Raw genomic sequence first — 22319 nt, 5'->3', positions numbered from 1 at the left:
TCCCTGCGCCCTCCGATCAGGCCCGATGAGGTCCGATCAGGCGCTGATGGATGCACGCCGGATGGCGTCGAGCGCGCGCGTCACGTCGTCGTCGGTCGTCGACCAGTTGCTCACCGAGATGCGCATGACGCGACGGCCGTGCCAGGTGGAGCCGCTGATCCACGCCGTGCCGTCGTCGAGCAGCCGGGCGAGTACCCGGTCCGTGCGTGCGTCGCTGCCGAACTCGGCGCAGACCTGGGTGAACACCACGTCGTTGAGGACCGTCGCGCCGTCGATCCCCGCGATGCCGGTGGCGAACGCGGAGGCGTGCCGGCACAGCCGCTCGACGAGGTCGGCCACACCCGAGCGGCCGAGGGACCTGAGTGCGGCCCACACGGTGAAGGCCCTGCCGCGCCGGGAGAGCTCGGGGACCTTGTCGACGGGGTCGCCGTGTTCGTGCTGGATGAGGTAGTCGCCCCGCAGGCCCATCGCCGCCCGGAGCGCCAGCGGATCGCGCACGATGGCCAGGCCGCAGTCGTAGGGGACGTTCAGGGTCTTGTGGGCATCCGTCGCCCAGGAGTCGGCGTACGCACAGCCCGCCGTCAGGTGGGCGTACGTCGGAGAGGCGGCCGCCCACAGGCCGAAGGCGCCGTCGATGTGCACCCATGCGTCTGCCTCGCGAGCGGCGCTGATCGTCTCGGCGAACGGATCGAAGGCCCCGGAGTGGATGTCCCCGGCCTGGAGGATCACGATGGTGGGTCTCTGCCCGCCGGCCGCGAGGGCGTGCCGCAGGGCCTCGGGCTCGATACGTCCTTGGTCGTCCGCCTTCACCAGTTCGGGTCTGCCGAGCCCCAGGTAGCGCAGCGCCAGGTCGATGGCCATGTGGCGGTCCTCGCCGGCGACGACGTGTACGGCCGGCCCACCCGTGAGTCCGTCGCGGGCGACGTTCCAGCCGGCTCGCCGCAGCACCGCGTCGCGACCGGCGGCGAGGCAGGTGAAGTTCGCCATCGTGGCACCTGTGGTGAAGCCGACGGCGCTGTCGCCCGGCAGGCCGAGCAGATCGAGCAGCCACGCGCCGGCGACTTCTTCCGCCGCCGCGTACGCGGGCGAGGCGGCGCGCATCACGCAGTTCTGGTCCCAGGCACTGACCAGCCAGTCCGCGGCCAGCGCGGCCGGTTCGGTGCCACCGACCACGAACCCGTAGAAGCGGCCGCTGGGGAACGCGGTGAGCCCCGGCTCACAGGCCGTGGCGAGCAGGTCGACGACGTCGGCGGGCGTGCTGGGACCGTCGGGCAGTTCGGCACCGAGCGCACGCACGATCTCGTCGACCGAAGCGTGGGCGGGAACCCGCCGGTCGGACAGACTCGCCAGCCAGCGGACGGCATGGCCGTACGCCTGTCGGAGCGCCGTCTCGCGCGCGTCCATACCTTGGACTATGAGACAGTCACCGCCACCACGCAAGCCACGACCGGCGCGGCGTCGAGCCCCGCGCACGCGGGCCCGAATGCCCGGCCTGCTGGGGCGCCACACCCCTACAATGCTCGAATGATCTTCATTGTGGTGAAATTCGCGGTCAAGCCCGAGTACGTCGATCAGTGGCCCGAGAAGGTCGCGGAGTTCACCCGCGCCACCCGTGCCGAGCCCGGCAACCTGTGGTTCGAGTGGTCCCGCAGCCTGGAGGAACCGGACACCTACGTCCTGGTCGAGGCGTTCCAGGACGACGCGGCGGAGGCGCACGTCACCTCGGAGCACTTCCGCACCGCCCTGGAGACCATGCGCCCCCTCGTCACCCGTACGCCCGACATCGTCAGCACCACCATCGAGGGCGCGACCGGCTGGAGCCGGATGGGCGAGCTGCGAGTCGACTGACCGCTGCCCGCTCCTCGCCGGCCCGCCGGGACGCGCGTCGCCGCGGCTCCGGCGGGTCTGCGGCTCCGGCGGGTCAGCGGTCGCGTCGCAGCAGCGCGCAGACGAAGTGCTCCTCGGCTGCCCGCAGACGGGCCAGCAGCTCCGGGTCACCGGTCACCTGGCTGCTGACGGACACCGTCACCGACCGCCGGCCGTCCGGGGTGGCCGCCGCGAACTGCGTGTAGCCCGCGGTGTTGCCGGTGTGCCCGAGCACCACCCCGCAACGGGTCGTGTACCGGAAGATGCCCAGGCCGGCGTCGTTGGCGCCCGGCCCCGCCGGTTCCGACGCGCCTCCCGGTACGAACCGCTGCTGCTGCCGGCGTGTCGGCGGCGACAACAGCTCCGGACCGGCGTAGCCGCGGATGAAGGCGGTCAGGTCGCGCGGTGTGGAGACGATGCCGCCCGACGCCCACGCCCCGGACGCGCTGATCGCCTCGCTCACGTCCTCCGGCGGGTCCGGCGGCCGGACCACGTACCCGTGCAGGTACGGCACCGGCAGCCGGTAGCCCTGCGGCAGGCTGGTGGACCGCAGCCCGAGCGGCCGGTACACGAGTTCCCGCAGCAGCTGCTCGTACCGCTGCCCGGTCGCCTGCTCCGCCATCAGCGCGACCGCGATGTTGTCCGAGTTGGAGTAGGCGTACCGGCTCCCCGGCGGGAAGAGCAGGCCCTCGTCCGCCACGAAGTCCAGCAAGCGGCGGGAGTCGAAGCGGTGCCGGGGATCCTCGCGGATGATCTCCAGGAAGGCCTCGCTCCCGCTGTAGTCGGGCAGCCCGCTGGTGTGGTTCAGCAGCTGGCGGAGCGTCACCCCGTGCCAGTCCGAGGGCAGCTGCGGCAGCCGCTGCCCGATCGTGTCGTCCAGGCCGATCCGGTGCCGGTCGACCAGGCTCAGCGCGACCGCCCCGCTGAACGCCTTCGCCACGCTCGCGATCCGCATGTGGTCGTCCGGACGCGGCACCCGCCGGGTGCCCAGCTCGGCGGTCCCCGCCGCGTACACCTGCCGCTCGCCGTCCCGGGTGAGGACCGCGATGGCCCCGGGCGGGCCGCCCGGCGCGCCGACCAGCCCCGCCAGCTCCCGCTGGAGCGCCGGGTCCCGCCCCGGCGGCCCGCCCTGGCCGCCGCTCGCGGTGGCGGCCGGCGCGAGAGCGCCGGACAGCGTGGCCACGGCCATGAGGGCAACGACCGCCCGCCGGACTCCGGCCGACGGCCGGGCAGGGGCGCCAAGGGAGTGTTCGGGGTGCTGCACGGGCACGTTGATACCTCCTCAGAAGCGGGCCGTGCGACGGGACCTGACCCGGCGCCGTGGATTCCAGGACCCAGCATCCGGCCGCCCCGGCACCACCGCCCCTTGCCTGCTCCATCCGGTCCACCCGCCCCGTCGGAGGCGACGGGAAGCTCGAAGGGCGTTTCGGTGTGCGCGGCGGCTCCTTCATGCGCGACGGTGGTCCCTCGGCGTTTTCTGAGGAGGCTCTCCGTGAACTGGACGCTCGAAGTCGTTCTGGTCCCTGTCACCGACTTGGACCGGGCGAAGGAATTCTATGCCGACAAGGTCGGCTTCAACGTGGATCTCGACGACGAGGTCGCTCCCGGTATGCGCGTCATCCAGATGACCCCGCCCGGCTCGCGGTGTTCGATCGCGATGGAACGCGGGCTGCCCACGGCGCCCGGTACGAGGGCGATGGCACCGGGCACGCTGCAAGGCCTTCAGATCTGTGTCACGGACATCGAGGCGGCGCGTGCGGAGCTGGTGGACCGGGGCGTGGACGTCTCCCCGATCCGCCACGTCGGCCCGACCGGCTGGGAGGACGGCAAGGGCGAGACCTGGAACTCGTTCATGTCCTTCGAGGACCCGGACGGCAACGGCTGGGTGGTCCAGGAGGCCCCGTCGGAGCTCTCGGAACGCTGACGACGCGGCCCGGACCGGGGACGGATGACATCAAGCGCGTCGGCGGAGGCGGCGGAGCGGGACGCACGCCGAGGCGCTCACGCCGGCGACCGGGAGTCCGTGTCGGATCCGGCGGACCAGGCGACGCGAGGCGGCCTCACGGCGGCGCACAGGGGCTGCCCCTTCGCGTCGGTCAAGCCGAGCCGGGCAAGGAGCAGCCCGGAACGTACAGCGCTGTCCGCCGTGGCGGGGTCCACGGCGTCGAGCATCAGCTTGGCGCGCCGGAACATGCTGAAGGTCCCGGCCCCGGCCCCCGCCCCGGCCGCGTCCACGGTGCCCCACGAGAGGTAGATGAACCGGCCCCCGGGTCGGCCCTGGATGTGAGGCCCCCTGAAGTCGAAGCCCGTGGGGGTGGGGGTGGCGGTGCACTCCAGCGTCCAGGACGCCGCCGAGGCGTCGCCCGGCCGCAGACCCAGCAGTTCGCCACGCGGTGACCGGGGTGGGACCGCGACGTGCACGCCGGCATACCCGGGGAACCCGGGGCCCGCGGCGCAGGTGCGGCCCGGTAGGTCGAAGGCTTCGATGCGGATCTGCACGGGGCCATCATCCCCGACGTGCTCAGCCCTTCTTCCGGGGTTCCTCGGCGTTGCGCCAGACGGTGAGGTCGAGGGTGATGTACTTGCTCGGACCGCTCCCCCTCGACCTGCCGCGGTAGGTCGCCACCGCGATGTGTCCGGCGTCGCTCAGGACACAGAGCTGCGAGCCGTCGCTGAGCTGGTCGAGGCGGATCGACTTGCTGTAGCGGGTCACCGAGCGGCAGGTCTGCAGAGAACCTTGCTGCGCGTTGTCCAGGAGCACCAGCTCGCCGTTGCCCGTGCTGATCTCGTCGCTCTCCACGACGTTGAGTACGCGCGGCTGGAAGTACAGGTCACCCCTGCTGCCGAAGGCGGCGCCCTCCTTGCCGGTCGGACGCGGTGGGCTGTCGGCCAGCATCACGTAGTAGTCCTCGGTCACGTCGATGCCCTTGTACTCGACGGGTTCGGGGTCCGGCCGCTTGCTGCCCGGCCCTTCACCGGAGCTGGTGGCGGTGGGCGACCTGGAGTCGTCCTTGCCCGAGTCGTCCGGCAGGAGGGCGCCGACGACGACCAGCCCGACCGACGCGGCCGCCACCGCGCCGGCGATGATCAGGCCGCGGCCCTTCCCGCCCCGAGAGGGAGGCGGCGGGGTGGGCGGGAAACCGGGCCAGGCCGGCGCCGTACCCGGGCTGCCTGGCGCTGCCCGGGTGGGCGCGGACGCCGGACCGAAGCCTGTCGGCGCGTGCGGGTCGGCCCCGGTGGGCGGCGGGGCGGTGGGCGGGGAGTACGCGGTGGGCGTCGGCACGGCGGGCGGGGAGTACGCGGTGGGCGTCGGCACGGCGGGAGGCGGCGTGCGGACGGGTTCCGGCAGCTGCCGGCGCGCCGTGAGCGACCCGGCCAGCGTCTGCGGCAGCCAGTCCTCGCCCTGCCGCAGCGGGTCGGCGGAGAGGCCGTGGCACAGCGCGATGATCTCGGTCGGGGCGGGCCGCCCGGCCGGGTCGCGGCTGAGGCACCGGGCAACCAGCGGCCGCAGCTCGGAGGGCAGCCGGCTGAGATCGGGATCCTCGTGGACGATCCGGTACAGCACCGCGTGGGAGGGACCGTCGCCGTAGGCGGGCGCCCCGATCGCGGCGTAGACCACGATCTGGCCGAGGGCGAAGACGTCGGTGGCGGGCGTGACGACGCCCCCCGCTGCCTGTTCGGGCGCCATGAAGGACGGAGTCCCCACGCTGATACCGGTACCGGTGAGGGCAGTGGTGTCGGCGGCGCGGGCGATGCCGAAGTCGATGACGCGCGGGCCGTCCGGGGCGAGCAGGACATTGGCGGGTTTCAGGTCGCGGTGCACGATGCCCGCGGCGTGGATGGCCTGCAGGGCTTCGGCGGCCCCGACGGTCAGCAGGAGCACGCTGCGCAGCGGCAACGGGCCGTACGCCGACACCGCTTGGGCGAGCGAGGGCCCGGGTACGTAGGCGGTGGCGAGCCAGGGCTGCGCACCGTCGGTGTCGCAGTCGACGACCGGTGCCGTGAAGAGGCCCTGCACCCGCTGGGCGGAGTGCACCTCCTGCTGGAAGCGGCGCCGGAACTCGGGGTCCTCGCTGAACTCGGGCCGGATCACCTTGAGCGCGAGGGGCCGCCCGCCAGGCGTGAACGACAGGTACACCTTGCCCATCCCGCCCGCGCCCAGGACCGCCGCCAGCCGGTAGCCGCCCACGACTGCGGGATCGTCGGCCCTCAGAGGCTGGAAGGGATCCGTGGACGGTGCACCGCTCATATCAATTCATCCCTTGTCAACGGCAGTTGCGGCCCTGCCCGTGCTCATGCCGCAGACGCCGCGGAGAGCGTATCGAAGTCTCCCGCCGCCCTCCCGGTGGTGGAGCTTGTCACCCGGCACTGTGGGATGGTGGTGGTGTGAATGTGGAGGACCTCGTCCGGCTGCGCCGGGCCCGTGACCTGATGGACCGCGACTACGCGAAGCCGCTGGACGTTCCGGCGCTGGCGCGCTTCGCCCTCATGTCGCCGGGCCATTTCTCCCGCAGCTTCCGCGCCGCCTTCGGGGAGACGCCGTACAGCTACCTGATGACGCGCCGGATCGAGCGGGCCAAGGCGCTGCTGCGGCGGGGCGACCTGACCGTGACGGATGTCTGCTTCGCGGTCGGCTGTACATCGCTGGGGTCGTTCAGCTCGCGGTTCACCGAGCTGGTCGGCGAGAGCCCGAGCGCGTACCGGGCCCGCGGCCATGACGACGGCGCCGCGATCCCGGCCTGCATCGCCAAGATCCACACGCGGCCGGTCAGGAACGGAGAAGCGAAGCGTGCCCCCGGCCTCTAGGCGGAACGGCGCCACGAACTGTCGGTGCTTCGGCTACGTACGGTCCAGCCGTGCCGCGCCGAAGGAGACGTCGAAGCGGTCGCACCAGATGGAGACGCTGGTGTAATCGGCCAGGTTCACGTCGGCCGGGACCGGGTAGTTCTGGTCTCCCTTGTTGCCCTTGAGCGCGCCCAGGCTGATGTGTGCGCCGTCGTCGAAGACGTGCCAGCCGTCCTGGCCTTCCTTGACGGGTGCGTCGGTCAGCCACACCCGCAGGTCCGGTCCGTTGCTCGTGTCGAGGTTCTCCAGGCGCAGGGTGTGCGAGCCGTCGGGGAGGCGCAGGAGCCTGACCGTGCCGGTGGTGGCGTGTTCGTGGCTGATGAACCTGCCCGTTGCGACCGTCACCGGTCCCGGGGCCGGGGTGGCCGAGCCGGATACCGCCGGGGCGGCGGACGCGCTCGGGAGGGCCTCCTCGACCGTGCGGTCCACCCACAGCTTCCAGGGTTCGAACCAGTAGAGGCCGAACGCCAGCCCGGCGGCCAGCACCGCCAGTACGCCGATTACCAGCGGCCTGCGCCGCCTCCGACCCGCACGTGCCACAGCCGCACTCCGCTCCCGCGTCCTGTCCGTACCCACGGACAGCATGCCCCTCGTGCCGCGCTACCGGCCGTGGACACGACGCGGTCACGGGCGCGCGGCCGCCCGGATGATCCAGGTCGCCGAAGCGTAGAGAACGCCGTGGCCGGTGTCGTGGGCGGTGAGGGTGGCTCTCAGATCGTCGACAGCGCGTCGGCGGCCTTCCTCATCGAGGCCGTCGAGCATCCAGCCGAGCAACCCGAGCACGAACCGCTGCGCGCCGTCGGCGTCGTCACCGAACCGCATCGGCTCATCGTGGGATTCGAACTGGATGTCGGTGAATCCGGCGGCACCGAGGACGGCCCGGGCCCGCTCGGGGTCCGCGAGTGAGAACGGCCCGGGGGCGTCCGGCGCGGGCGCGGGCAGCGGACGTCCGGCGGCCAGGGCCTGGGTCAGGGAGAGGAACCACTCGTTGCCCGGCGGTGGCTGCCAGACCAGTTGTACGAGGCGTCCGCCGGGGCGCAACGCGCCGCCGATGTTGCGGAACGCGGCGACCGGGTCGGCGAAGAACATCGTTCCCGTGCGGCTCACGGCTACGTCGAACGCCGCGGCGGGGAAGGGATGGACCTGGGCATCGGCCTGGACGAAATCGGCGTTGTGCAGCCCTTCGGCTGCCGCCCGCTGCCGCGCCACCCGCAGCATCGCAGCCGACAGGTCCACGCCCAGGGCCCGGCCGCCGCTCGCCCGACGGGCGGCGTCGCGGGTGGTCTCGCCGGCGCCGCAACCGATGTCCAGCACCTGGTCGCCGACGGAGATGTCGGCCGCGGCGAGGAAGTGCGTGCGATAACCGCGCAGCGCCCGGTCGAAGTGATCGGCGTGCCGGGCCCAGTACGCGCCCTCCTCCCCGTCCCAGGCACGGGCCTGCTCCGCGTTGGAAGGATCGACCTGGAGAGTGCCGCCGATCATGGTCACCACCGCCTATACTCCCAAAGGGACTATTTACCGGATTACACCTCATAGGTGGTGATGTCAATGAATCCGGCGCTGACCACCACTTCCTACGCGATCCTCGGCCTGCTCTCGGTCCGGCCGTGGAGCACGTACGAGCTCGCACGCCAGATGGACCGCAGCGTGGGCCGCATCTGGCCCCGTGCGCAGAGCAAGCTCTACGAGGAGCCGAAGAAGCTCGTCCGCCACGGCCTGGCCCGAGCGACGAAGGAGGCGGTCGGGCGCCGGCCGCGCACCGTGTACGCCATCACCGCCCAGGGTCGGCGCGCTCTGGCCGACTGGCTCCAAGAGCCGGGCGCGGGACCGGTGCTGGAGTCCGAACAGCTGCTGAAGGTGTTCTTCGCGGACTCCGGCACCACCGCCGACACCCTGGGCACCCTCCGTGCGGCCCTGGCCTGGGCCGAGGAACGCAATCAGGAGAACTCGGCCGCCGCCCGCGCCTATCTCGCCGGCCAGGCCCCGTTCCAGGAACGCGCCGCGCAGACCGTACTCGTCGGCCGCTTCCTCACCGACTACTACCGATTCGTCGCCACCTGGGCCGCATGGGCCACCGCACTCGTCCAGCAGTGGCCCGACGATCCCGCGGACGCCTCCCCCGACCGCACCGAGATCGCCGAGACTCTTCGGCGGGCGAGCTGGAGCACCTCGGTCGACGAGTGATCAAGGGACGAGACCCACTGGACCCCCGGGAACAAGATCACCCGCGCCGCTGTTCGGACGGCCATGACAACAACGTGGGTAGCCGGTTTCCGTTCCACCGTGATCAGCCCTTACGAGACTCTTCAACTCGCCGAATCCCGTGGCTTCGACGACCAGACCATCCGTCAGATACTCCACCTCGACGGCGGCGGCTCGGCCCTGCGCATCCGCCTCAGCAACCGTTACGGCAAGAAACCCCTGACCGTTGCCGCCGCCAGGATCGCCGTACGCACCGAGGGCTCCGGCATCGACGAGGCCACCGACACCGAGCTCCGCTTCGACGCGGCCACCCGAGTGACCATCCCCGTGGGCGCCGAGATCCTCAGCGACCCCGTGCGGCAGGCCGTCCGCGCCGGCCAGGACCTCGCACTCAGCCTGTATCTCCCCGAAGACACCGGACTCGCCACCTTCGCCATGCACGGCGGCGAAATCGGCTATGCCACACCCGGCGACGCCGTCTCCGCACCCACGATCGACGACGCCGAAGAGCTCGCCACGCGCTACTTCGTCACCGGGGTCGACGTCCTCGCACCCGAAGGCACCGCGATCGCCGTAGCCTTCGGCGACTCCTGGTTCGAGGGCACGGGCACCACCCCGGGCACCAACACCCGCTTCCCGAACCTGGTCAACGCCCGCCTGGCCGACGCGCACGCCGACCACGGCTGGGTCGTCAACCAGGGCCTGTCCGGAAACCGGCTCCTCACCGACGAGATCGGCGAACACGCCCTCGCCCGCCTGGAGCGCGACGCCCTCACCGTGCCGGGCGTCACCCACGTCCTCGTCCACTTCGGCCTCAACGACCTGGGCCTGCCGGGCTTCGCGGCCTTCCCCGAGCCCGCCCCACGGCCGACGGCCGAAGCCCTGATCGCCGGCTTCACCACACTCGCCACCCGCATCCGCGCGGCGGGCCTCAAGGCCATCGGCTGCACCATCGGCCCGTACGCGGGAACGGTCTTCGACGGCTACGACTCCCCGGAGGGCCAGGCCGTACGCCGCCGCGTCAACGAGTGGATCCGCACCACCGACGTGTACGACGCCGTCAACGACACCGCCGCAGCGGTGGCGGACCCGGACGACGACACCCGGATCCGCCCCGAGTTCAACAGCGGCGACGGCCTCCACCTCAACGACGCGGGCGCCCGCGCCATGGCCGCCGCCATCGACATCAGCCAGTTCAAGCTCTAGAAGGTGCGCCCGTCGCGCCCGCGCCCGTGGGTGGAGCTGCCGGAACGTCGGGCATTGTCGGGCTGGGCGGGGTTCTCGGCAAGACGATCAGGGCCGCGACGGGGACCGGACCCGGGCTCGTCCCTGCTCGGGCGCCGCCCCCTGGGGGCCCTTGCACAGGCGGCGTAATCTGGTCAGAACGTCGCATGTAACGCATACGGTGCATGCCGTACGGGCCGATCCAGGGAGGCGGCGCGTGACCGATCCGTTCGGCTTCCTCAGGATCCCCCGCAGGCCCGTCCCGGCCCGGCCCGTGGAGGAGCGGCTCGGCGACTGGCGCGAGGTCTACGCCGGGCAGGCGCTGCTCCCGCTCGTCTCGGAGCAGGCCGACCGCTGCATGGACTGCGGCATCCCTTTCTGCCACAGCGGCTGCCCCCTGGGGAACCTCATACCGGAGTGGAACGCGTACGCGGCACACGGTGACTGGTACGCCGCGTACGAGCGGCTGCACGCGACCAACAACTTCCCCGAGGTCACCGGCCGGCTCTGCCCGGCCCCCTGCGAGGACGCCTGTGTCCTGACGATCAACGCGGATCCGGTGACCATCAAGAACGTCGAGCAGGCGATCGCGGACGAGGGCTTGCGACGCGGCTACATGGTGCCGCTGCCGCCGGAGCGGCACAGCGGCAGGACCGTGGCCGTCATCGGCTCCGGACCGGCCGGACTGGCCGCGGCGCAGCAGCTGACCCGGGCCGGACACGGCGTGGCCGTCCACGAACGGGCCGACCGGATCGGCGGCCTGCTGCGCTACGGCATACCCGAGTTCAAGATGGAGAAGGCGTACCTGGAGCTCCGGATCGAGCAGATGCGGGCCGAGGGCACCACGTTCGTGACGGGTGCGGACGTCGGCGGCGCGGTCGGCGCAGTCGATGCGGGCTGCCCGGTCGATGCGGGCGGCCCGGTCGGCGCGATCGACGCGGCCGAGCTGCGGAGCCGGTACGACGCGGTGGTCGTCGCGGTCGGGGCCGCGGAGCGCAGGGAGCTTCCGGTCCCGGGGCGCGAGCTGCGCGGGATCCACCAGGCCATGGACTACCTGACCTTCGCCAACCGGGTGCGGGAGGGCGACTGCGCCGAACCTCCCGTCACCGCCGAGGGCAGGCACGTCGTGATCGTCGGCGGCGGCGACACAGGCTCGGACTGCCTCGGTACGGCCCTGCGGCAGGGCGCGCTCTCCGTGGTCCAGCTCGACATCAATCCGGAACCCGGCGCCGCCCGGACCGACGGCGAGCCCTGGCCGGTGTACCCGAAGGTGTACCGGATCTCCCACGCCCATGACGAGGCCCGCGGGCGCGAGGGCACCGACCCCCGGCTGTTCTCCTGCGCCACCCTGCGCTTCGAGGGGGACGCCTCGGGACGGGTACGGGCGCTGCACCTGACCGCCGTCGAGCCCACGGCCCGCAAGCCCCTCACCGGCACCGAGCGCGTACTCCCGGCCGAATTGGTCCTGCTGGCCCTGGGCTTCTCCGGCCCGGAGCGGGCGGGCGGACTGCGCGAGCAACTGGGGCTGGAGCTCGACGACCGCGGCAACTTCGCACGCGGCGCGGACTTCACGGCCACCGGCGGACGGGCGCGCGGAGTGTTCGTCGCGGGCGACGCCGGCCGGGGTCAGTCGCTGGTGGTGTGGGCCATCGCCGAGGGTCGGTCGGCGGCCGCCGCGGTGGACCGCTACCTGACCGGGTCCACCTGCCTCCCGGCCCCCGTCGCCGCCCACGACCGGCCCATGACGGCGCTGGGACGGCTGCGTTACGGCGACTACTAGAGCGTGTCGGGTGGGTCGCTCGGCCAGAGCCGGTCGGGGACCTCACTCCGTGCGGTGGTTGTACCTCGGCGAGGTGTCGGTGCCGGTGCCGGTGCCGGTGCCGGTGCCGGTGCCGGATCGTGGTACCAGTGCAGTTCGCCCGTGCCCAGGGTGATCGCGACGCGGGGCCGCATGGGCTCCTCGCCGCGGCGGGAGAGCAGGACTACCTCGTGGACCTGCGCCGACATGGTGCCCAGGCGGGCGTCGCACTCCGGAGCCAGCTGCCGCGGGTCACGCGTGCGCCCGAGTGACAGGTGCGGTGTGAAGCGTGGGAAGCGGCTGCGGCACAGGGGGAACGGTTCCTCCAGGGTGCTCTGGAGCGCCGTCCAGGGGGCCAGGCCGGCCGCGGCGGGGTCCAGCCAAACCGTGGCGTACGCGCGGTGGCGGAACGTGTGCACTCCACTGAGGCGGATGGCGAAGGGCTCTCTCTCGGTCGCCGCGGCCGCCAGCAGTGGGGCCGCCGCCGCGAAGTCGGCCTCGGGGACGAAGCCGAAGATCAGGTTCACATGGGGTGGCCAGCGGCGGATCTGGGGGTCGTGCTCGGCTCGGATGCTCTGGATGGGAGGCCACAGGCCTTCCGGAGGGAGCCACACGAGAGCGGTCCGAGGTGTGGGAGCGACCTGGAGGAATGCGGGGATACCGGCTCCGCCGCCGCCGGCGGCCGGGGTGACGTTCACATGGCCATGATGCCCTCGGCCGCACCGCGAGCCACCGGAACCGGGTCCCTGGAGCTGCGCGCTTGACGTGGGGCGGGCCGGTGCCGACCATGCTGGTGAGAAGGACGGACCAGCAGTGGTTTGGCCAGGGAGGAACCATGTTCCCCAACCCAGACCCCACCCGGCACGGCGACCCCCTCGACCGGGCCGAGCAGCCCCCCATGAGCGCGTGCGTCACACCAGGCGCCCACGGTTCCGCGACCATCGCCGTCAGCGGCGAGATCGACGTCCACGACGCCCCCGACCTGTGCAACGTCGCGGTCACCGCGATGACCACCTACCGCGGCCCGGTGACCCTGGACCTCACCGCGGTCACTTTCTGCGACTGCGCCGGCCTCGGCGCCCTCATCCACATCCGCCGCCAGGCCCTGCGCGCCGGGCGCCGCCTCCTCATCCGTGCCGGTCGGCCCGTCGGCCACTTGATCCAGCTCACCGGCACCGGCCCCTACCTCCACGGCCCCGGCTCCGGCCAGCCCGTCACCCTCCCGAGCCGCCAGACCGCCCGCCTGCCGACCTGAGCCCGCTCCTCCCCCGGCTGAGGAGCGGGCCGCGAGGCCGTCGGTCCACTTCCGTCCGGGATCTCCTGTCCTATCCGAGGACCTCCAGCAACTGCTTCGCGAATTCCTTCGGATGCTCGGTGGCTCCGAGGTGTCCGCCCGGGAACTCCACGACGTGGCCGCCGAGCAGCCCTGCCAGTCGGGCGGCCGGTCCGGACAGCGGAACCTGTGCGCGCGAGTCGCGCCCTGCCGCCATGACCAGCCGGTCCGCTCCACGCCGGAGTGCGGCGACGTCCGGCGCCGTCCCCGAGAAGGGGCACAGTACGTGCTCCAGGAAGACCGGGAGGTTGGCGTACATCCGGGCGGCCATCTCCTGGATCTCGGGCGGCAGTTCCGTCGCCCGCTCCCTGTTCCGCTCCTCCCCCACGCCTTCGCTGAAGCGCGCCATCGCCGCGCCGACCCCCTCCTCACGGAAGGTCTCGCGGACCTCGGCGAACAGAGCCCGGTGCGGCGCCGGATCCTCGAGCAGTTCCAGGAGCGGCGGCTCGTGGGCGACCACACGGCGCAGTCGTTCGGGGTGACGGGCCAGAAGGTCGAGCGCGACGATGGCGCCCGAGCTGTTGCCCAGGACGTACGCCTCCCGGTCAGGGGAGAGCAGTTCGAGCAGTCGGTGGGCGTCGTCGCTCCAGACGTCCACCCGCTGGTCGGCGAGGTGACCGTCGAGAGGGCTACGGGACAGACCGCGCTGATCGTAGGAGACCACGGTGAAGTGTGCGGCGAGGTGCTGCGCGATTCCCTCGTACATCCCCGCGTCGCCGGCGCCTCCGGGTATCAGCAGCAGAACCGGGCCGCTGCCTCGCTTCTCGTAGTGCAGGGTGGCGCCGGGCACCGCGAGGGTGCCGGTCGTGGGTCGGTTCATCATTCGCTCCCATCGTGTCGGGACGGCCAGTTCTCGAGGAGCACGTGCAGGGCGTCGAGCGAACGCGACCAGGACTTCTTCACCTCGCGGGAGTGACCGAAGCCGCCACCGAGCTCCAGGTGGACGTAGCCGTGGAAGGTGCTGCGCAGCAGGCGGCCCGCGTCGGTCAGGTCCGGCTCCGTGAGGCCGTAGGCGCGCAGCATGCCGTAGGTCAGCTCCACGCTGCGCCGCAGTCCGACGGAGTCGGCGACCTCTTCGGGGGCGAACCGCAATTGGGTCGCGGCGTAGCGACCAGGGTGTTCGAGGGCGTAGTCCCGGTAGGCGTCGGCGAAGGCGACGAGCGCGTCCTTGCCGGCGCGGCCCGCCACGGCTGCCGCGATGCGCTCGGTCATCTCCTCGGAAGCCTGCAACGCGACCCTCACCCGTAGGTCCCGCAGGTTCTTCACGTGCGAGTACAGACTCGCGTCCTTGACGCCGAACCGCCGGGCGAGCGCGGACAGCGTGACGTTGTCGAGCCCGGCCTCGTCTGCCAGCTCCGCAGCGGCCTCCGTCAGCCTGGCAGCGGTGAGCCCCACGCGAGCCATGCAACCACCTCCACACATCAACCTAATAGCTCTAGGCAAAAACCTAACACATCTAGCCAAGCAGACGTCGAGACAACCGCCCCCACTGCCTCGCCCGATGGCGCTCATGTCGACGGTGCCGCCCCGATCAGCGGGTGCATGATGACGGCATGAGCGACCGTGACGATTTCCTGGCCTGGGTCAAGACAGCCCTGTACGAGGCGGAGCTCACGCTGCACAACGGTGACGCGGGCCCCCGCCGGGCGCTCTGGTCGCGCAACGAGCCCGTCAGCGTCCTGGGGGCGTGGCGCAACGCCTACGGCCAGGAGGAGCTGGACGAGCTCTTCGCCGGGCTCGCGAAGAGCTTCTCCGACTGCACGTCGTACGCGTTCGAACTGCAGGCGTACGACGTCGTGGGCGACATGGCCTATACGGCCGGGCTCGAACACGCCTCCGCCTCCGTCGACGGCCTGCCGCGCACCTACACCTTGCGGGCCACCCAGGTGTACCGCCGCGAGGACGGCGAGTGGAAGGTGGCCCACCGTCACGGCGACACCGTGACCGAGTGAAGGTGCCCGACGCGCGGAGTTGACGCCCGAGATCTTCACGGTCACGACGTCCCCCGCCGGAACGATCGGCACAACTCGCACCGCTGCTCGCCACCGCCGGACTCATCGCAACCGCCCTGCCAGAGTCCGCCGCGCGCCGACCGACACGCTCGTTACGCCTACCGAGCCGAGCCGGGCGCGTTCGGCGCAGGGGTTCCCGTGGCACGGCGGCCCGGAACGTAGGGTCGGTCTTCGCGTCCGTGCGTGAGGCGGGATCGGCCTGCCCGGCACGCGGGCCGTGGCGCAGCTGTCCGGGCGATGACGGACACCCGGTGTGAGGAGTGCGGATGAACGGCTGGGCCGTCGTGATCGCCGGGAGTGTGATCGTCGGCTACGGGGCGCTCTCGCAGCGCTTGTCGACCACGGTGGTCTCGGGGCCGTTGGTGTTCATGCTGTGCGGTCTGGGGATCGGCCCGCTGGGCCTGGACCTGTTGGACCGGACCCGGGATCCCGAGGTCACGCGAGCTCTGTTGGAGAGCGCACTGGTTCTCCTGCTGTTCACGGACGCGGCGGAGATCCGGGCCCGGGACCTGCGACGGGAGGAGTTCCTGCCGCTGCGGCTGCTCGCGTTGGGCCTGCCGGCCACGATGGCTCTGGGATGGCTCGCGGCCTGGCCCCTGCTGCCCGGCCTGAGTGTGTGGGAGCTGGCCCTGGTCGGCATCATCCTGGCGCCGACGGACGCCGCGCTCGGCAAGCAGGCCGTCTCCAACCAGCGGGTACCGTCACTGGTCCGCGGCGGCCTGACCGTCGAGTCCGGTCTGAACGACGGTCTGGCGCTTCCGTTCTTCGTACTGGCCCTGGCGGCGGCGGGCGGGGGCCACGGCCATCCGGGCGTTGCCGAGACGTTCCTGCGCGCGCTGCTGCTGAGCGGCGCCATCGGGATCGCGGCCGGCTGGACCGGAGCGAGCCTGTTGCGCTGGTCGCGCTCCCGAGGGTGGAGCAGTTCCGACTGGCGGCAGTTCCTGGCACTCGCCGTTCCGGTCATCGCGTACGTGCTGTGTGTCATGGCCGAGGGCAGCGGCTTCATCGGCGCCTGGGTCGCCGGCCTGGCCTTCGGCGTCCACCTGCGCCGGATGCCCGCCGACCGGAGCCTTGGTACCCCGGGATGGGATCCCGCGCAGAGCACGAGGTTCACCGAACACCTCGGCCTGCTGCTCGCGTCGCTGAGCTTCCTCGTCTTCGGCGCGGTCATCCTGGGGCCGGTACTCCAACACCTGACGTGGCGCATCGTGGTCTACGCGCTGATCAGCCTGACCGTCGTCCGGATGCTGCCGGTCGCTTTCGCGCTGCTCGGCACCGGTCTGCGCCTTGCTTCCGTGGCCTACATCGGCTGGTTCGGTCCGCGCGGTCTGGCCTCCCTCGTGTTCGGCCTGCTGGCCTTCGAAGAACACCTGGCCGGGGGGACCTTGCTGAGTGACGTCGTCGCCGTGACCGTGGGGCTGAGCATCCTTCTTCACGGGGCTTCGGCGCCCTTCCTGGGGGACCGCTACAGCGAGTGGTTCACCCGGACACTGCGCGTCGAGCCGAACCTGCGGGAGAACGCACTCGCCCAGGACGACGCGCCACGCTGATGGTTCGGGTCCCCCGCCGCAGCGGAGCCGACCCGGCCTCGCCACGTACGCCGTGCCACTGTGGTGGTATGACCATCGACGTTCGCCCGGCTGCGGTGTTCGAGGACGTGCGGACGCTGGTCGGTCCGAAGTCGCCCGGAGCCAACGTCTGCTGGTGCCTGAGCCACCGGATCCCGTCCAAGCTCAACAACGAGCTTCGCGGGCCGGGCCGAGGTGAGTACGTCGCCGAGCTGTGCCGTACGGAACCGCCTCCCGGGGTGCTCGCCTACGACGGCGACGAGCCGGTCGGCTGGGCGGCCGTGGCACCGCGGTCGGCCACCTCCTTCGCGCGCAACCGCAAGATTCCGCACGTCGACGACCTGCCGGTCTGGTCGCTGTGGTGCATCCGCGTACGCCCCGGTTATCGGAAGAGAGGGGTCTCGCACGCGCTGATCGCCGGCGCGGTCGAGTTCGCCCGCGCCCACGGCGCACCCGCGATCGAGGCGTACCCCCTCGACAACGGTGACGCCAAGGTCGACATGACGATGGCGTACGCCGGGCTCCGGAAGAACTTCGAACGCGCCGGGTTCGTCCACGCCGCCGACACCACCTCGGTACTGGCCGGTCATCCCCGGGTCTTGATGCGGCTCGACCTGCGCTGATACATCCGCTGATACGTCAGCCGTGACGACAGGGCCGGGGGGGGGGGGGGGGGGGGGGGGGGGGGGCGGCGGGGGGGGGGGGGGGGGGCGCGGGGGGGGGGGGGGGGGGGGGGCGGGGGCGCGGGGCCGGGCGGGGTGCGGGGCGGGCCGGGGGGGGCGCCCCCCGGGCCGGCGGGGGGGGGGGCCCCCGGGGGGGGGGCGCGGGGCGGCCCCCCCCCCCCCCCCCCCGGCCCCTGTCCGGTGGTGCTTCCCCCTCGGCCGGGGTGCCGGGCCTTCCGCTCGGCGAGGCCGGTCAGTCCGTGCCGAACTCCATCGCGGCGCGGTCCAGCATCTCCTCGTCGCCGGAGACCTCGCCGCGGGAGGCGATGGCCTCGGCGCCGCCCTCCTGCAGGGTGCCGATCAGCCCGGTCGCGGCCGCCTGGGCGGCGCCGATGGCGGGGTGGCCCGTGCCGATCAGGCCGAGCCCGGCGTACTGCTCCAGCTTGGCGCGCGAGTCGGCGATGTCGAGGTTGCGCATGGTGAGCTGGCCGATCCGGTCCACCGGGCCGAACGCCGAGTCCTCGGTGCGCTCCATGGAGAGCTTGTCCGGGTGGTAGCTGAACGCCGGGCCCGAGGTGTCGAGGATCGAGTAGTCCTCGCCGCGCCGCAGCCGCAGCGTCACCTCGCCGGTGACGGCCGTGCCGACCCAGCGCTGCAGCGACTCGCGCACCATCAGCGCCTGCGGGTCCAGCCAGCGGCCCTCGTACATCAGCCGGCCGAGGCGCCGTCCTTCGTTGTGGTACTGGGCGACGGTGTCCTCGTTGTGGATCGCGTTGACCAGGCGCTCGTACGCCGCGTGCAGCAGGGCCATGCCGGGCGCCTCGTAGATGCCGCGGCTCTTGGCCTCGATGATCCGGTTCTCGATCTGGTCCGACATGCCCATGCCGTGGCGGCCGCCGATGGCGTTCGCCTCCATCACCAGGTCGACGGGGGAGGCGAACTCCTTACCGTTGATCGTCACCGGGCGGCCCTGGTCGAAGCCGATGGTCACGTCCTCGGTGGCGATCTCGACCGAGGGGTCCCAGAACCGCACGCCCATGATCGGGTCGACGGTCTCCACGCCGGTGTCGAGGTGCTCGAGGGTCTTGGCCTCGTGGGTGGCGCCCCAGATGTTGGCGTCGGTCGAGTACGCCTTCTCGGTGCTGTCGCGGTAGGGCAGGTCGTGGGCGAGGAGCCACTCCGACATTTCCTTGCGGCCGCCGAGCTCGGTCACGAAGTCCGCGTCCAGCCAGGGCTTGTAGATCCGCAGGTGCGGGTTCGCGAGCAGGCCGTAGCGGTAGAACCGCTCGATGTCATTGCCCTTGAAGGTGGAGCCGTCGCCCCAGATCTGTACGTTGTCCTCGAGCATCGCCCGGACCAGGAGGGTGCCCGTGACGGCGCGGCCGAGCGGCGTGGTGTTGAAGTAGGAACGCCCGCCCGAGCGGATGTGGAACGCCCCGCAGGTGAGCGCGGCCAGACCCTCCTCGACCAGCGCCGCGCGGCAGTCGACCAGGCGCGCGATCTCGGCACCGTAGGTCTTGGCACGGCCGGGCACCGAGGCGATGTCGGGCTCGTCGTACTGGCCGATGTCGGCGGTGTAGGTGCAGGGGATCGCGCCCTTGTCGCGCATCCACGCGACCGCGACCGACGTGTCGAGACCGCCGGAGAAGGCGATGCCGACGCGCTCGCCGGCGGGGAGGGAGGTGAGGACCTTGGACATGGAAAGAGTATGCATCATCGCGCATATTCATGCAACACGGGGGCGCGGGTCGTCATCCGGGCCGCCGGGGCATGGCGACGTACGACCGTGATCCGTATGTGATCATCAGCCTTTACTCCCCTGACCAGGGGATTCACCGGATGAGCGGCAAGGCGGGGACACTAGATGACATACCGGCGCGCGGCGATACCGGCACTGGCCGGAGGTTTGCTGCTCACAGCGCTTCTTTGGTGGGCCGGAGCGAGTGCGCAGGCACTGCACCTGCCGGGCACCACTGGCGTGATCGGCGGCCGGGCCGCCGCTGAGCTCGAGCACTGGCTCGTCCCCTGGTCGTACGACCCTCCGGGCTCGCTTCCGCTCGGCGCCGAAGTGTCCGGCGGGATCGGGGACACGGCCGGGACCGACAGCACCCGCTACCTCGCGCTCTACACCACCGGGCTGCAGATCCGACCGCGGTGATCGCACTGTCCCTGGTGGTCCTCTCGTATCAGCCGGTCGCCGCCGCCCTCCAGACGGTCTCCCCGGACGGCGGGCTGTTCGCCGAACCGGGCGATCTCCTGCGACAGTGGCTGCTGCTCGGCGCCTGGGCCGGCCCGGCGGGCGCGCCGCTCGGCGACTGGCTCCTGTACCGGGCCGCCGACGTCCTGCTGCTCGTCGTGGTGTGGTGGGCGCTGCGGCGGCTGCCCGCACTGCTCACCCGGGCCACCTTCCCTGCGATGGCGGTGGGCGCGGTCTGCGCGACCGTCCTCGGGCTGCTGGCGAGCCAGCTGCTGCGGGTGGCGACGGACGGGGCGGGCCTGCGTTGGGGGCTGCTGCGGTTGTTCGCCGGCATCGGTGGTGGCGTCCCGGCCGCCCTGGTCTTCGGGCTGGTGGCGGGATTCGCGGCTGCCGTGGCGCTGCGGGTGGCCGTGGGCCGCGCGGAGACCGCCGACGTCACCGCCTCCGACCTGGGCTCGGCCCGGCCCTAACCCGTCGTGCGGGGACGGCACTCGGCATGATCGTCGCTGCTGAACCGGCCCGTTGTCCTTGAGCCGTCAGTGGCCGATGCGCGCGACCAGGAGCGCGATGTCGTCATCGGCCGCCGCCGGAACGAGGTGGGTGATCAGTGAGTCGCACACATGGTCCAGTTTTTGAGTCTGAGGATCCGCGAGGAGCTGCGTCAGCTCGGCCAGCCGCTCGTCCAGGTCGCGTCCGCGGGCTTCGATCAGTCCGTCGGTGTAGAGCACGAGGACGCCGCCGGCGGGCACCTCGATCTCGGTGGGGGTGAAGGCGACTCCCCCGACCCCCAACGGGACGCCGGGCGGGGTGTCCAGGAGCTGGACCGTGCCGTCGGGCAGCGCCAGTACGGGCGGCGGATGTCCGGCCCGCGTGACCGTGCAGCGTCCCGTGGCCGGATCGCACTCGATGTACAGGAGCGTGGCCAGCATCGGCTCGGCCAGATCGGAGAGGGCGGCTTCCAGCTGGTGCAGCAGCCGGACGGGCGACAGGTCGAGGCGGGCGAGGGCCCGTACGGAGGCGGACAGCCGGCCCATGACCGCTGCTGCGGCGATGCCGTGCCCCATGACGTCGCCGATGAGCAGGGCCGCCTTCCCGCCGGCCAGGGGCACGACGTCGTACCAGTCCCCGCCGACCTCGTTGACGTCGCTCGCGGGGAGGTAGCGGTGGCTGACCGCGATGCCGGGGGGCGGGGAGATGTGCTGGGGAAGCATGCTGCGCTGGAGGATCACCGCGGTCTCGTGCTCGCGATGGTAGAGCCGTGCGTTGTCGATGCTGAGCGCGGCGCGTGCGGCGAGTTCGGCGGCGAGGGTGACGTCTTCGGAGCCGAAGGGTCCGCTCGGGCCGGTGCGGTAGAAGGTGGCGACGCCGAGCACCGACTCCCGGGCCACGAGGGGTGCCATGAGGAACGAGTGCACACCTGCCGCCACCAGTTCCGCGGGTTTGGCCGAGTGCGGGGCCGCGGGGGCGATGGCCGGTTCGTCGAGGCGGGCGATCAGGAAGGGCTGCCGGGACGCGAGGGCCTGGGTGTAGGGGGCGGCTGCGGGGAAGGTGAGCGTCCCGCCGAGGCGGGCGAGGACGTCGGTCACCCTCGATCCGGACAGCGGAGCCTTGCCCAGCCGCCGCAGGGCGACCCCGCCGCTCAACCCCGTGCCGGGCTCGTCACCGCGGGCGAGGGCGTCCAGTACGTCCACGGTGACCGCCTCGGCGAGACGCGGCACGGCCAGGTCGGCGAGTTCCTGCGCCGTGCGCTCCAGATCCAGACTGGCGCCGACGCGCATGCTGGCCTCGCTGAGCAGGGCGAGCCTGCGCCGGCCCGCTTCGGCTTCCACGTGGTCGCGCTGCTGCTCGGTGATGTCGACGAGCGAGGCGATGACACCGATCGGCATCCCGGCGGGATCCTCCACCCGCACGTAGGAGCACGACCACACCCGGTCGTGGTCCGCCGCGGCCGGCGTCCGTCCCACACGGCGGCGGTCCAGGACCGGCTCCCCGGTCTCCATGACCTGCCGCATGGCCGCCTCCATCTCCAGGGCGTTCACCTCGGGGAGGATCTCGGCCAGGCGGCGTCCCACGTGCGCCGACTCGGGCAGCCCGTTCATGGCTTCGAGCGCGGCGTTGACCTGCAGGAACCGCAGCTGCGTGTCAAGGATGGCGATGCCGACGGGTGAGCGGGCGAACAGGCCGTCCCAGACCGCCGACGACCCGCGGATGCGCCGCGCCGCGTGGGCGTCGGCCGCGAAGACCAGCACCGATGCCGTGCCGTGCCGGCGGTCGGACACCGGAGAGGCCCAGATCTCCAGCTCCAGCGGATTCCCGTCGCGGTGCCAGGCGGTCACCGTGCCCATCACGCCCCGCCCGGACGCAGCGGCCTCCCAGAGCGAGCGCCCGAGGCTGCGGTCGGCTCCTGGATGCAGCAGGTCGGCGATGTTGCGCCCCAGCATCTGCGGCGGGGTATAGCCGAGCAATTCCTGCGCGATCTGGTTCCAGCGCACGATCGTCCCGTCGGCGCTGGTGGCGATCAGGGCGACCGGCAGCGCGCCCAGCCATCCGCCGGCGGCCTGCGCGGCTCCGCTGATCAGCTCGTCGACCGGGATGTGATCGTTCATGTGGCA

Annotated in this window: 21 protein-coding genes and 1 pseudogene; 11 read left to right on the top strand and 11 right to left on the bottom strand. The window is 72.1% G+C overall.

Annotated elements, in window-relative coordinates; genetic code table 11:
* Positions 1 to 36: 36 nt before the first annotated feature.
* Positions 37 to 1404, bottom strand: coding sequence for a pyridoxal phosphate-dependent decarboxylase family protein (locus tag ACGFYQ_RS13560; protein WP_393743213.1), 1368 nt, complete (start codon positions 1402 to 1404; stop codon positions 37 to 39).
* 120 nt (positions 1405 to 1524) lie between these two features.
* Here ACGFYQ_RS13560 and ACGFYQ_RS13555 point away from each other — a divergent pair, with 120 nt between their 5' ends.
* Positions 1525 to 1848 (top strand): putative quinol monooxygenase, encoded by a 324-nt coding sequence (locus ACGFYQ_RS13555; protein ID WP_393743211.1) that lies wholly within the window; start codon positions 1525 to 1527, stop codon positions 1846 to 1848.
* Positions 1849 to 1921: 73 nt separating this feature from the next.
* On the opposite strand, the gene ACGFYQ_RS13550 is transcribed toward ACGFYQ_RS13555, so the two are convergent.
* A complete protein-coding gene (locus ACGFYQ_RS13550; RefSeq protein WP_393743309.1) occupies positions 1922 to 3055 on the bottom strand; it encodes a serine hydrolase domain-containing protein in 1134 nt (377 codons plus the stop codon).
* 303 nt (positions 3056 to 3358) lie between these two features.
* On the opposite strand from ACGFYQ_RS13550, the gene ACGFYQ_RS13545 reads away from it, so the two are divergent.
* The gene (locus ACGFYQ_RS13545; protein WP_393743209.1) at positions 3359 to 3790 is read left to right on the top strand and encodes a VOC family protein; all 432 of its coding nucleotides are present in this window, start codon (positions 3359 to 3361) and stop codon (positions 3788 to 3790) included.
* A gap of 77 nt (positions 3791 to 3867) precedes the next feature.
* On the opposite strand, the gene ACGFYQ_RS13540 is transcribed toward ACGFYQ_RS13545, so the two are convergent.
* Together ACGFYQ_RS13540 and ACGFYQ_RS13535 are read right to left on the bottom strand one after the other, a co-directional pair.
* The gene (locus ACGFYQ_RS13540; protein WP_393743207.1) at positions 3868 to 4365 is read right to left on the bottom strand and encodes a DUF5990 family protein; all 498 of its coding nucleotides are present in this window, start codon (positions 4363 to 4365) and stop codon (positions 3868 to 3870) included.
* 22 nt (positions 4366 to 4387) lie between these two features.
* Positions 4388 to 6115, bottom strand: a complete 1728-nt coding sequence (locus tag ACGFYQ_RS13535) for a serine/threonine-protein kinase (RefSeq protein ID WP_393743205.1) — start codon at positions 6113 to 6115, stop codon at positions 4388 to 4390.
* A gap of 137 nt (positions 6116 to 6252) precedes the next feature.
* Here ACGFYQ_RS13535 and ACGFYQ_RS13530 point away from each other — a divergent pair, with 137 nt between their 5' ends.
* Complete coding sequence (locus ACGFYQ_RS13530) at positions 6253 to 6672, top strand: helix-turn-helix transcriptional regulator (RefSeq protein WP_393743203.1); 420 nt, start codon at positions 6253 to 6255, stop codon at positions 6670 to 6672.
* Positions 6673 to 6705: 33 nt separating this feature from the next.
* Here ACGFYQ_RS13530 and ACGFYQ_RS13525 read toward each other — a convergent pair whose 3' ends face one another.
* Both ACGFYQ_RS13525 and ACGFYQ_RS13520 read right to left on the bottom strand, forming a co-directional pair.
* A complete protein-coding gene (locus ACGFYQ_RS13525) occupies positions 6706 to 7251 on the bottom strand; it encodes a DM13 domain-containing protein (protein WP_393743201.1) in 546 nt (181 codons plus the stop codon).
* Between the two features lie 84 nt (positions 7252 to 7335).
* Positions 7336 to 8193, bottom strand: a complete 858-nt coding sequence (locus tag ACGFYQ_RS13520) for a class I SAM-dependent methyltransferase (RefSeq protein WP_393743307.1) — start codon at positions 8191 to 8193, stop codon at positions 7336 to 7338.
* 60 nt (positions 8194 to 8253) lie between these two features.
* Between ACGFYQ_RS13520 and ACGFYQ_RS13515 the strand changes: the two genes are divergently transcribed.
* The 3 genes from ACGFYQ_RS13515 (at position 8254) to ACGFYQ_RS13505 (ending at position 11917) form a co-directional block, all read left to right on the top strand.
* Positions 8254 to 8895, top strand: coding sequence for a helix-turn-helix transcriptional regulator (locus ACGFYQ_RS13515; protein ID WP_393743305.1), 642 nt, complete (start codon positions 8254 to 8256; stop codon positions 8893 to 8895).
* Between the two features lie 99 nt (positions 8896 to 8994).
* The gene (locus ACGFYQ_RS13510; RefSeq protein WP_393743199.1) at positions 8995 to 10119 is read left to right on the top strand and encodes a GDSL-type esterase/lipase family protein; all 1125 of its coding nucleotides are present in this window, start codon (positions 8995 to 8997) and stop codon (positions 10117 to 10119) included.
* A gap of 235 nt (positions 10120 to 10354) precedes the next feature.
* Positions 10355 to 11917 (top strand): glutamate synthase subunit beta, encoded by a 1563-nt coding sequence (locus tag ACGFYQ_RS13505; protein WP_393743197.1) that lies wholly within the window; start codon positions 10355 to 10357, stop codon positions 11915 to 11917.
* Here ACGFYQ_RS13505 and ACGFYQ_RS13500 read toward each other — a convergent pair.
* Positions 11914 to 12633, bottom strand: a complete 720-nt coding sequence (locus tag ACGFYQ_RS13500) for a 2'-5' RNA ligase family protein (RefSeq protein ID WP_393743195.1) — start codon at positions 12631 to 12633, stop codon at positions 11914 to 11916. The genes ACGFYQ_RS13505 and ACGFYQ_RS13500 overlap by 4 nt on opposite strands.
* 137 nt (positions 12634 to 12770) lie before the next feature.
* On the opposite strand from ACGFYQ_RS13500, the gene ACGFYQ_RS13495 reads away from it, so the two are divergent.
* Positions 12771 to 13190: an STAS domain-containing protein gene (locus ACGFYQ_RS13495; RefSeq protein ID WP_393743193.1), complete on the top strand. Its 420-nt coding sequence runs from the start codon at positions 12771 to 12773 to the stop codon at positions 13188 to 13190.
* Between the two features lie 70 nt (positions 13191 to 13260).
* On the opposite strand, the gene ACGFYQ_RS13490 is transcribed toward ACGFYQ_RS13495, so the two are convergent.
* Positions 13261 to 14088 carry an alpha/beta fold hydrolase gene (locus tag ACGFYQ_RS13490; protein WP_393743303.1) on the bottom strand — a complete coding sequence of 276 codons (828 nt, stop codon included), beginning with the start codon at positions 14086 to 14088 and terminating at the stop codon, positions 13261 to 13263.
* Complete coding sequence (locus ACGFYQ_RS13485) at positions 14088 to 14672, bottom strand: TetR-like C-terminal domain-containing protein (RefSeq protein ID WP_393743190.1); 585 nt, start codon at positions 14670 to 14672, stop codon at positions 14088 to 14090. Before ACGFYQ_RS13485 ends, ACGFYQ_RS13490 begins: the two co-directional genes overlap by 1 nt.
* Before the next feature lie 149 nt (positions 14673 to 14821).
* Here ACGFYQ_RS13485 and ACGFYQ_RS13480 point away from each other — a divergent pair, with 149 nt between their 5' ends.
* From ACGFYQ_RS13480 to ACGFYQ_RS13470, 3 genes are all read left to right on the top strand, one after another.
* Positions 14822 to 15220 carry a nuclear transport factor 2 family protein gene (locus ACGFYQ_RS13480; protein ID WP_393743188.1) on the top strand — a complete coding sequence of 133 codons (399 nt, stop codon included), beginning with the start codon at positions 14822 to 14824 and terminating at the stop codon, positions 15218 to 15220.
* A 326-nt stretch (positions 15221 to 15546) separates the two neighbouring features.
* Entirely contained in the window at positions 15547 to 16830 is a 1284-nt protein-coding gene (locus tag ACGFYQ_RS13475; RefSeq protein WP_393743186.1) for a cation:proton antiporter, read from the top strand.
* Between the two features lie 68 nt (positions 16831 to 16898).
* Positions 16899 to 17471, top strand: coding sequence for a GNAT family N-acetyltransferase (locus ACGFYQ_RS13470; RefSeq protein WP_393743184.1), 573 nt, complete (start codon positions 16899 to 16901; stop codon positions 17469 to 17471).
* 292 nt (positions 17472 to 17763) lie between these two features.
* Here ACGFYQ_RS13470 and argG read toward each other — a convergent pair whose 3' ends face one another.
* Entirely contained in the window at positions 17764 to 19209 is a 1446-nt protein-coding gene (gene argG, locus ACGFYQ_RS13465; protein ID WP_393743182.1) for an argininosuccinate synthase, read from the bottom strand.
* Between the two features lie 165 nt (positions 19210 to 19374).
* On the opposite strand from argG, the pseudogene ACGFYQ_RS13460 reads away from it, so the two are divergent.
* Positions 19375 to 20177: pseudogene (locus tag ACGFYQ_RS13460) on the top strand (hypothetical protein).
* 66 nt (positions 20178 to 20243) lie between these two features.
* Here the strand turns inward: ACGFYQ_RS13460 and ACGFYQ_RS13455 are convergent.
* On the bottom strand, positions 20244 to 22313 hold the full coding sequence (locus ACGFYQ_RS13455) for a SpoIIE family protein phosphatase (RefSeq protein ID WP_393743180.1): 2070 nt from the start codon (positions 22311 to 22313) through the stop codon (positions 20244 to 20246).
* Between the last annotated feature and the right edge of the window lie 6 nt (positions 22314 to 22319).

The organism is Streptomyces sp. NPDC048258 (genome assembly GCF_043201995.1).
In the GTDB taxonomy this organism is placed as follows: domain Bacteria; phylum Actinomycetota; class Actinomycetes; order Streptomycetales; family Streptomycetaceae; genus Streptomyces.
The sequence above is the reverse complement of the archived record's forward strand: the minus strand, read 5'-3'. Positions and strand labels throughout refer to the sequence as shown.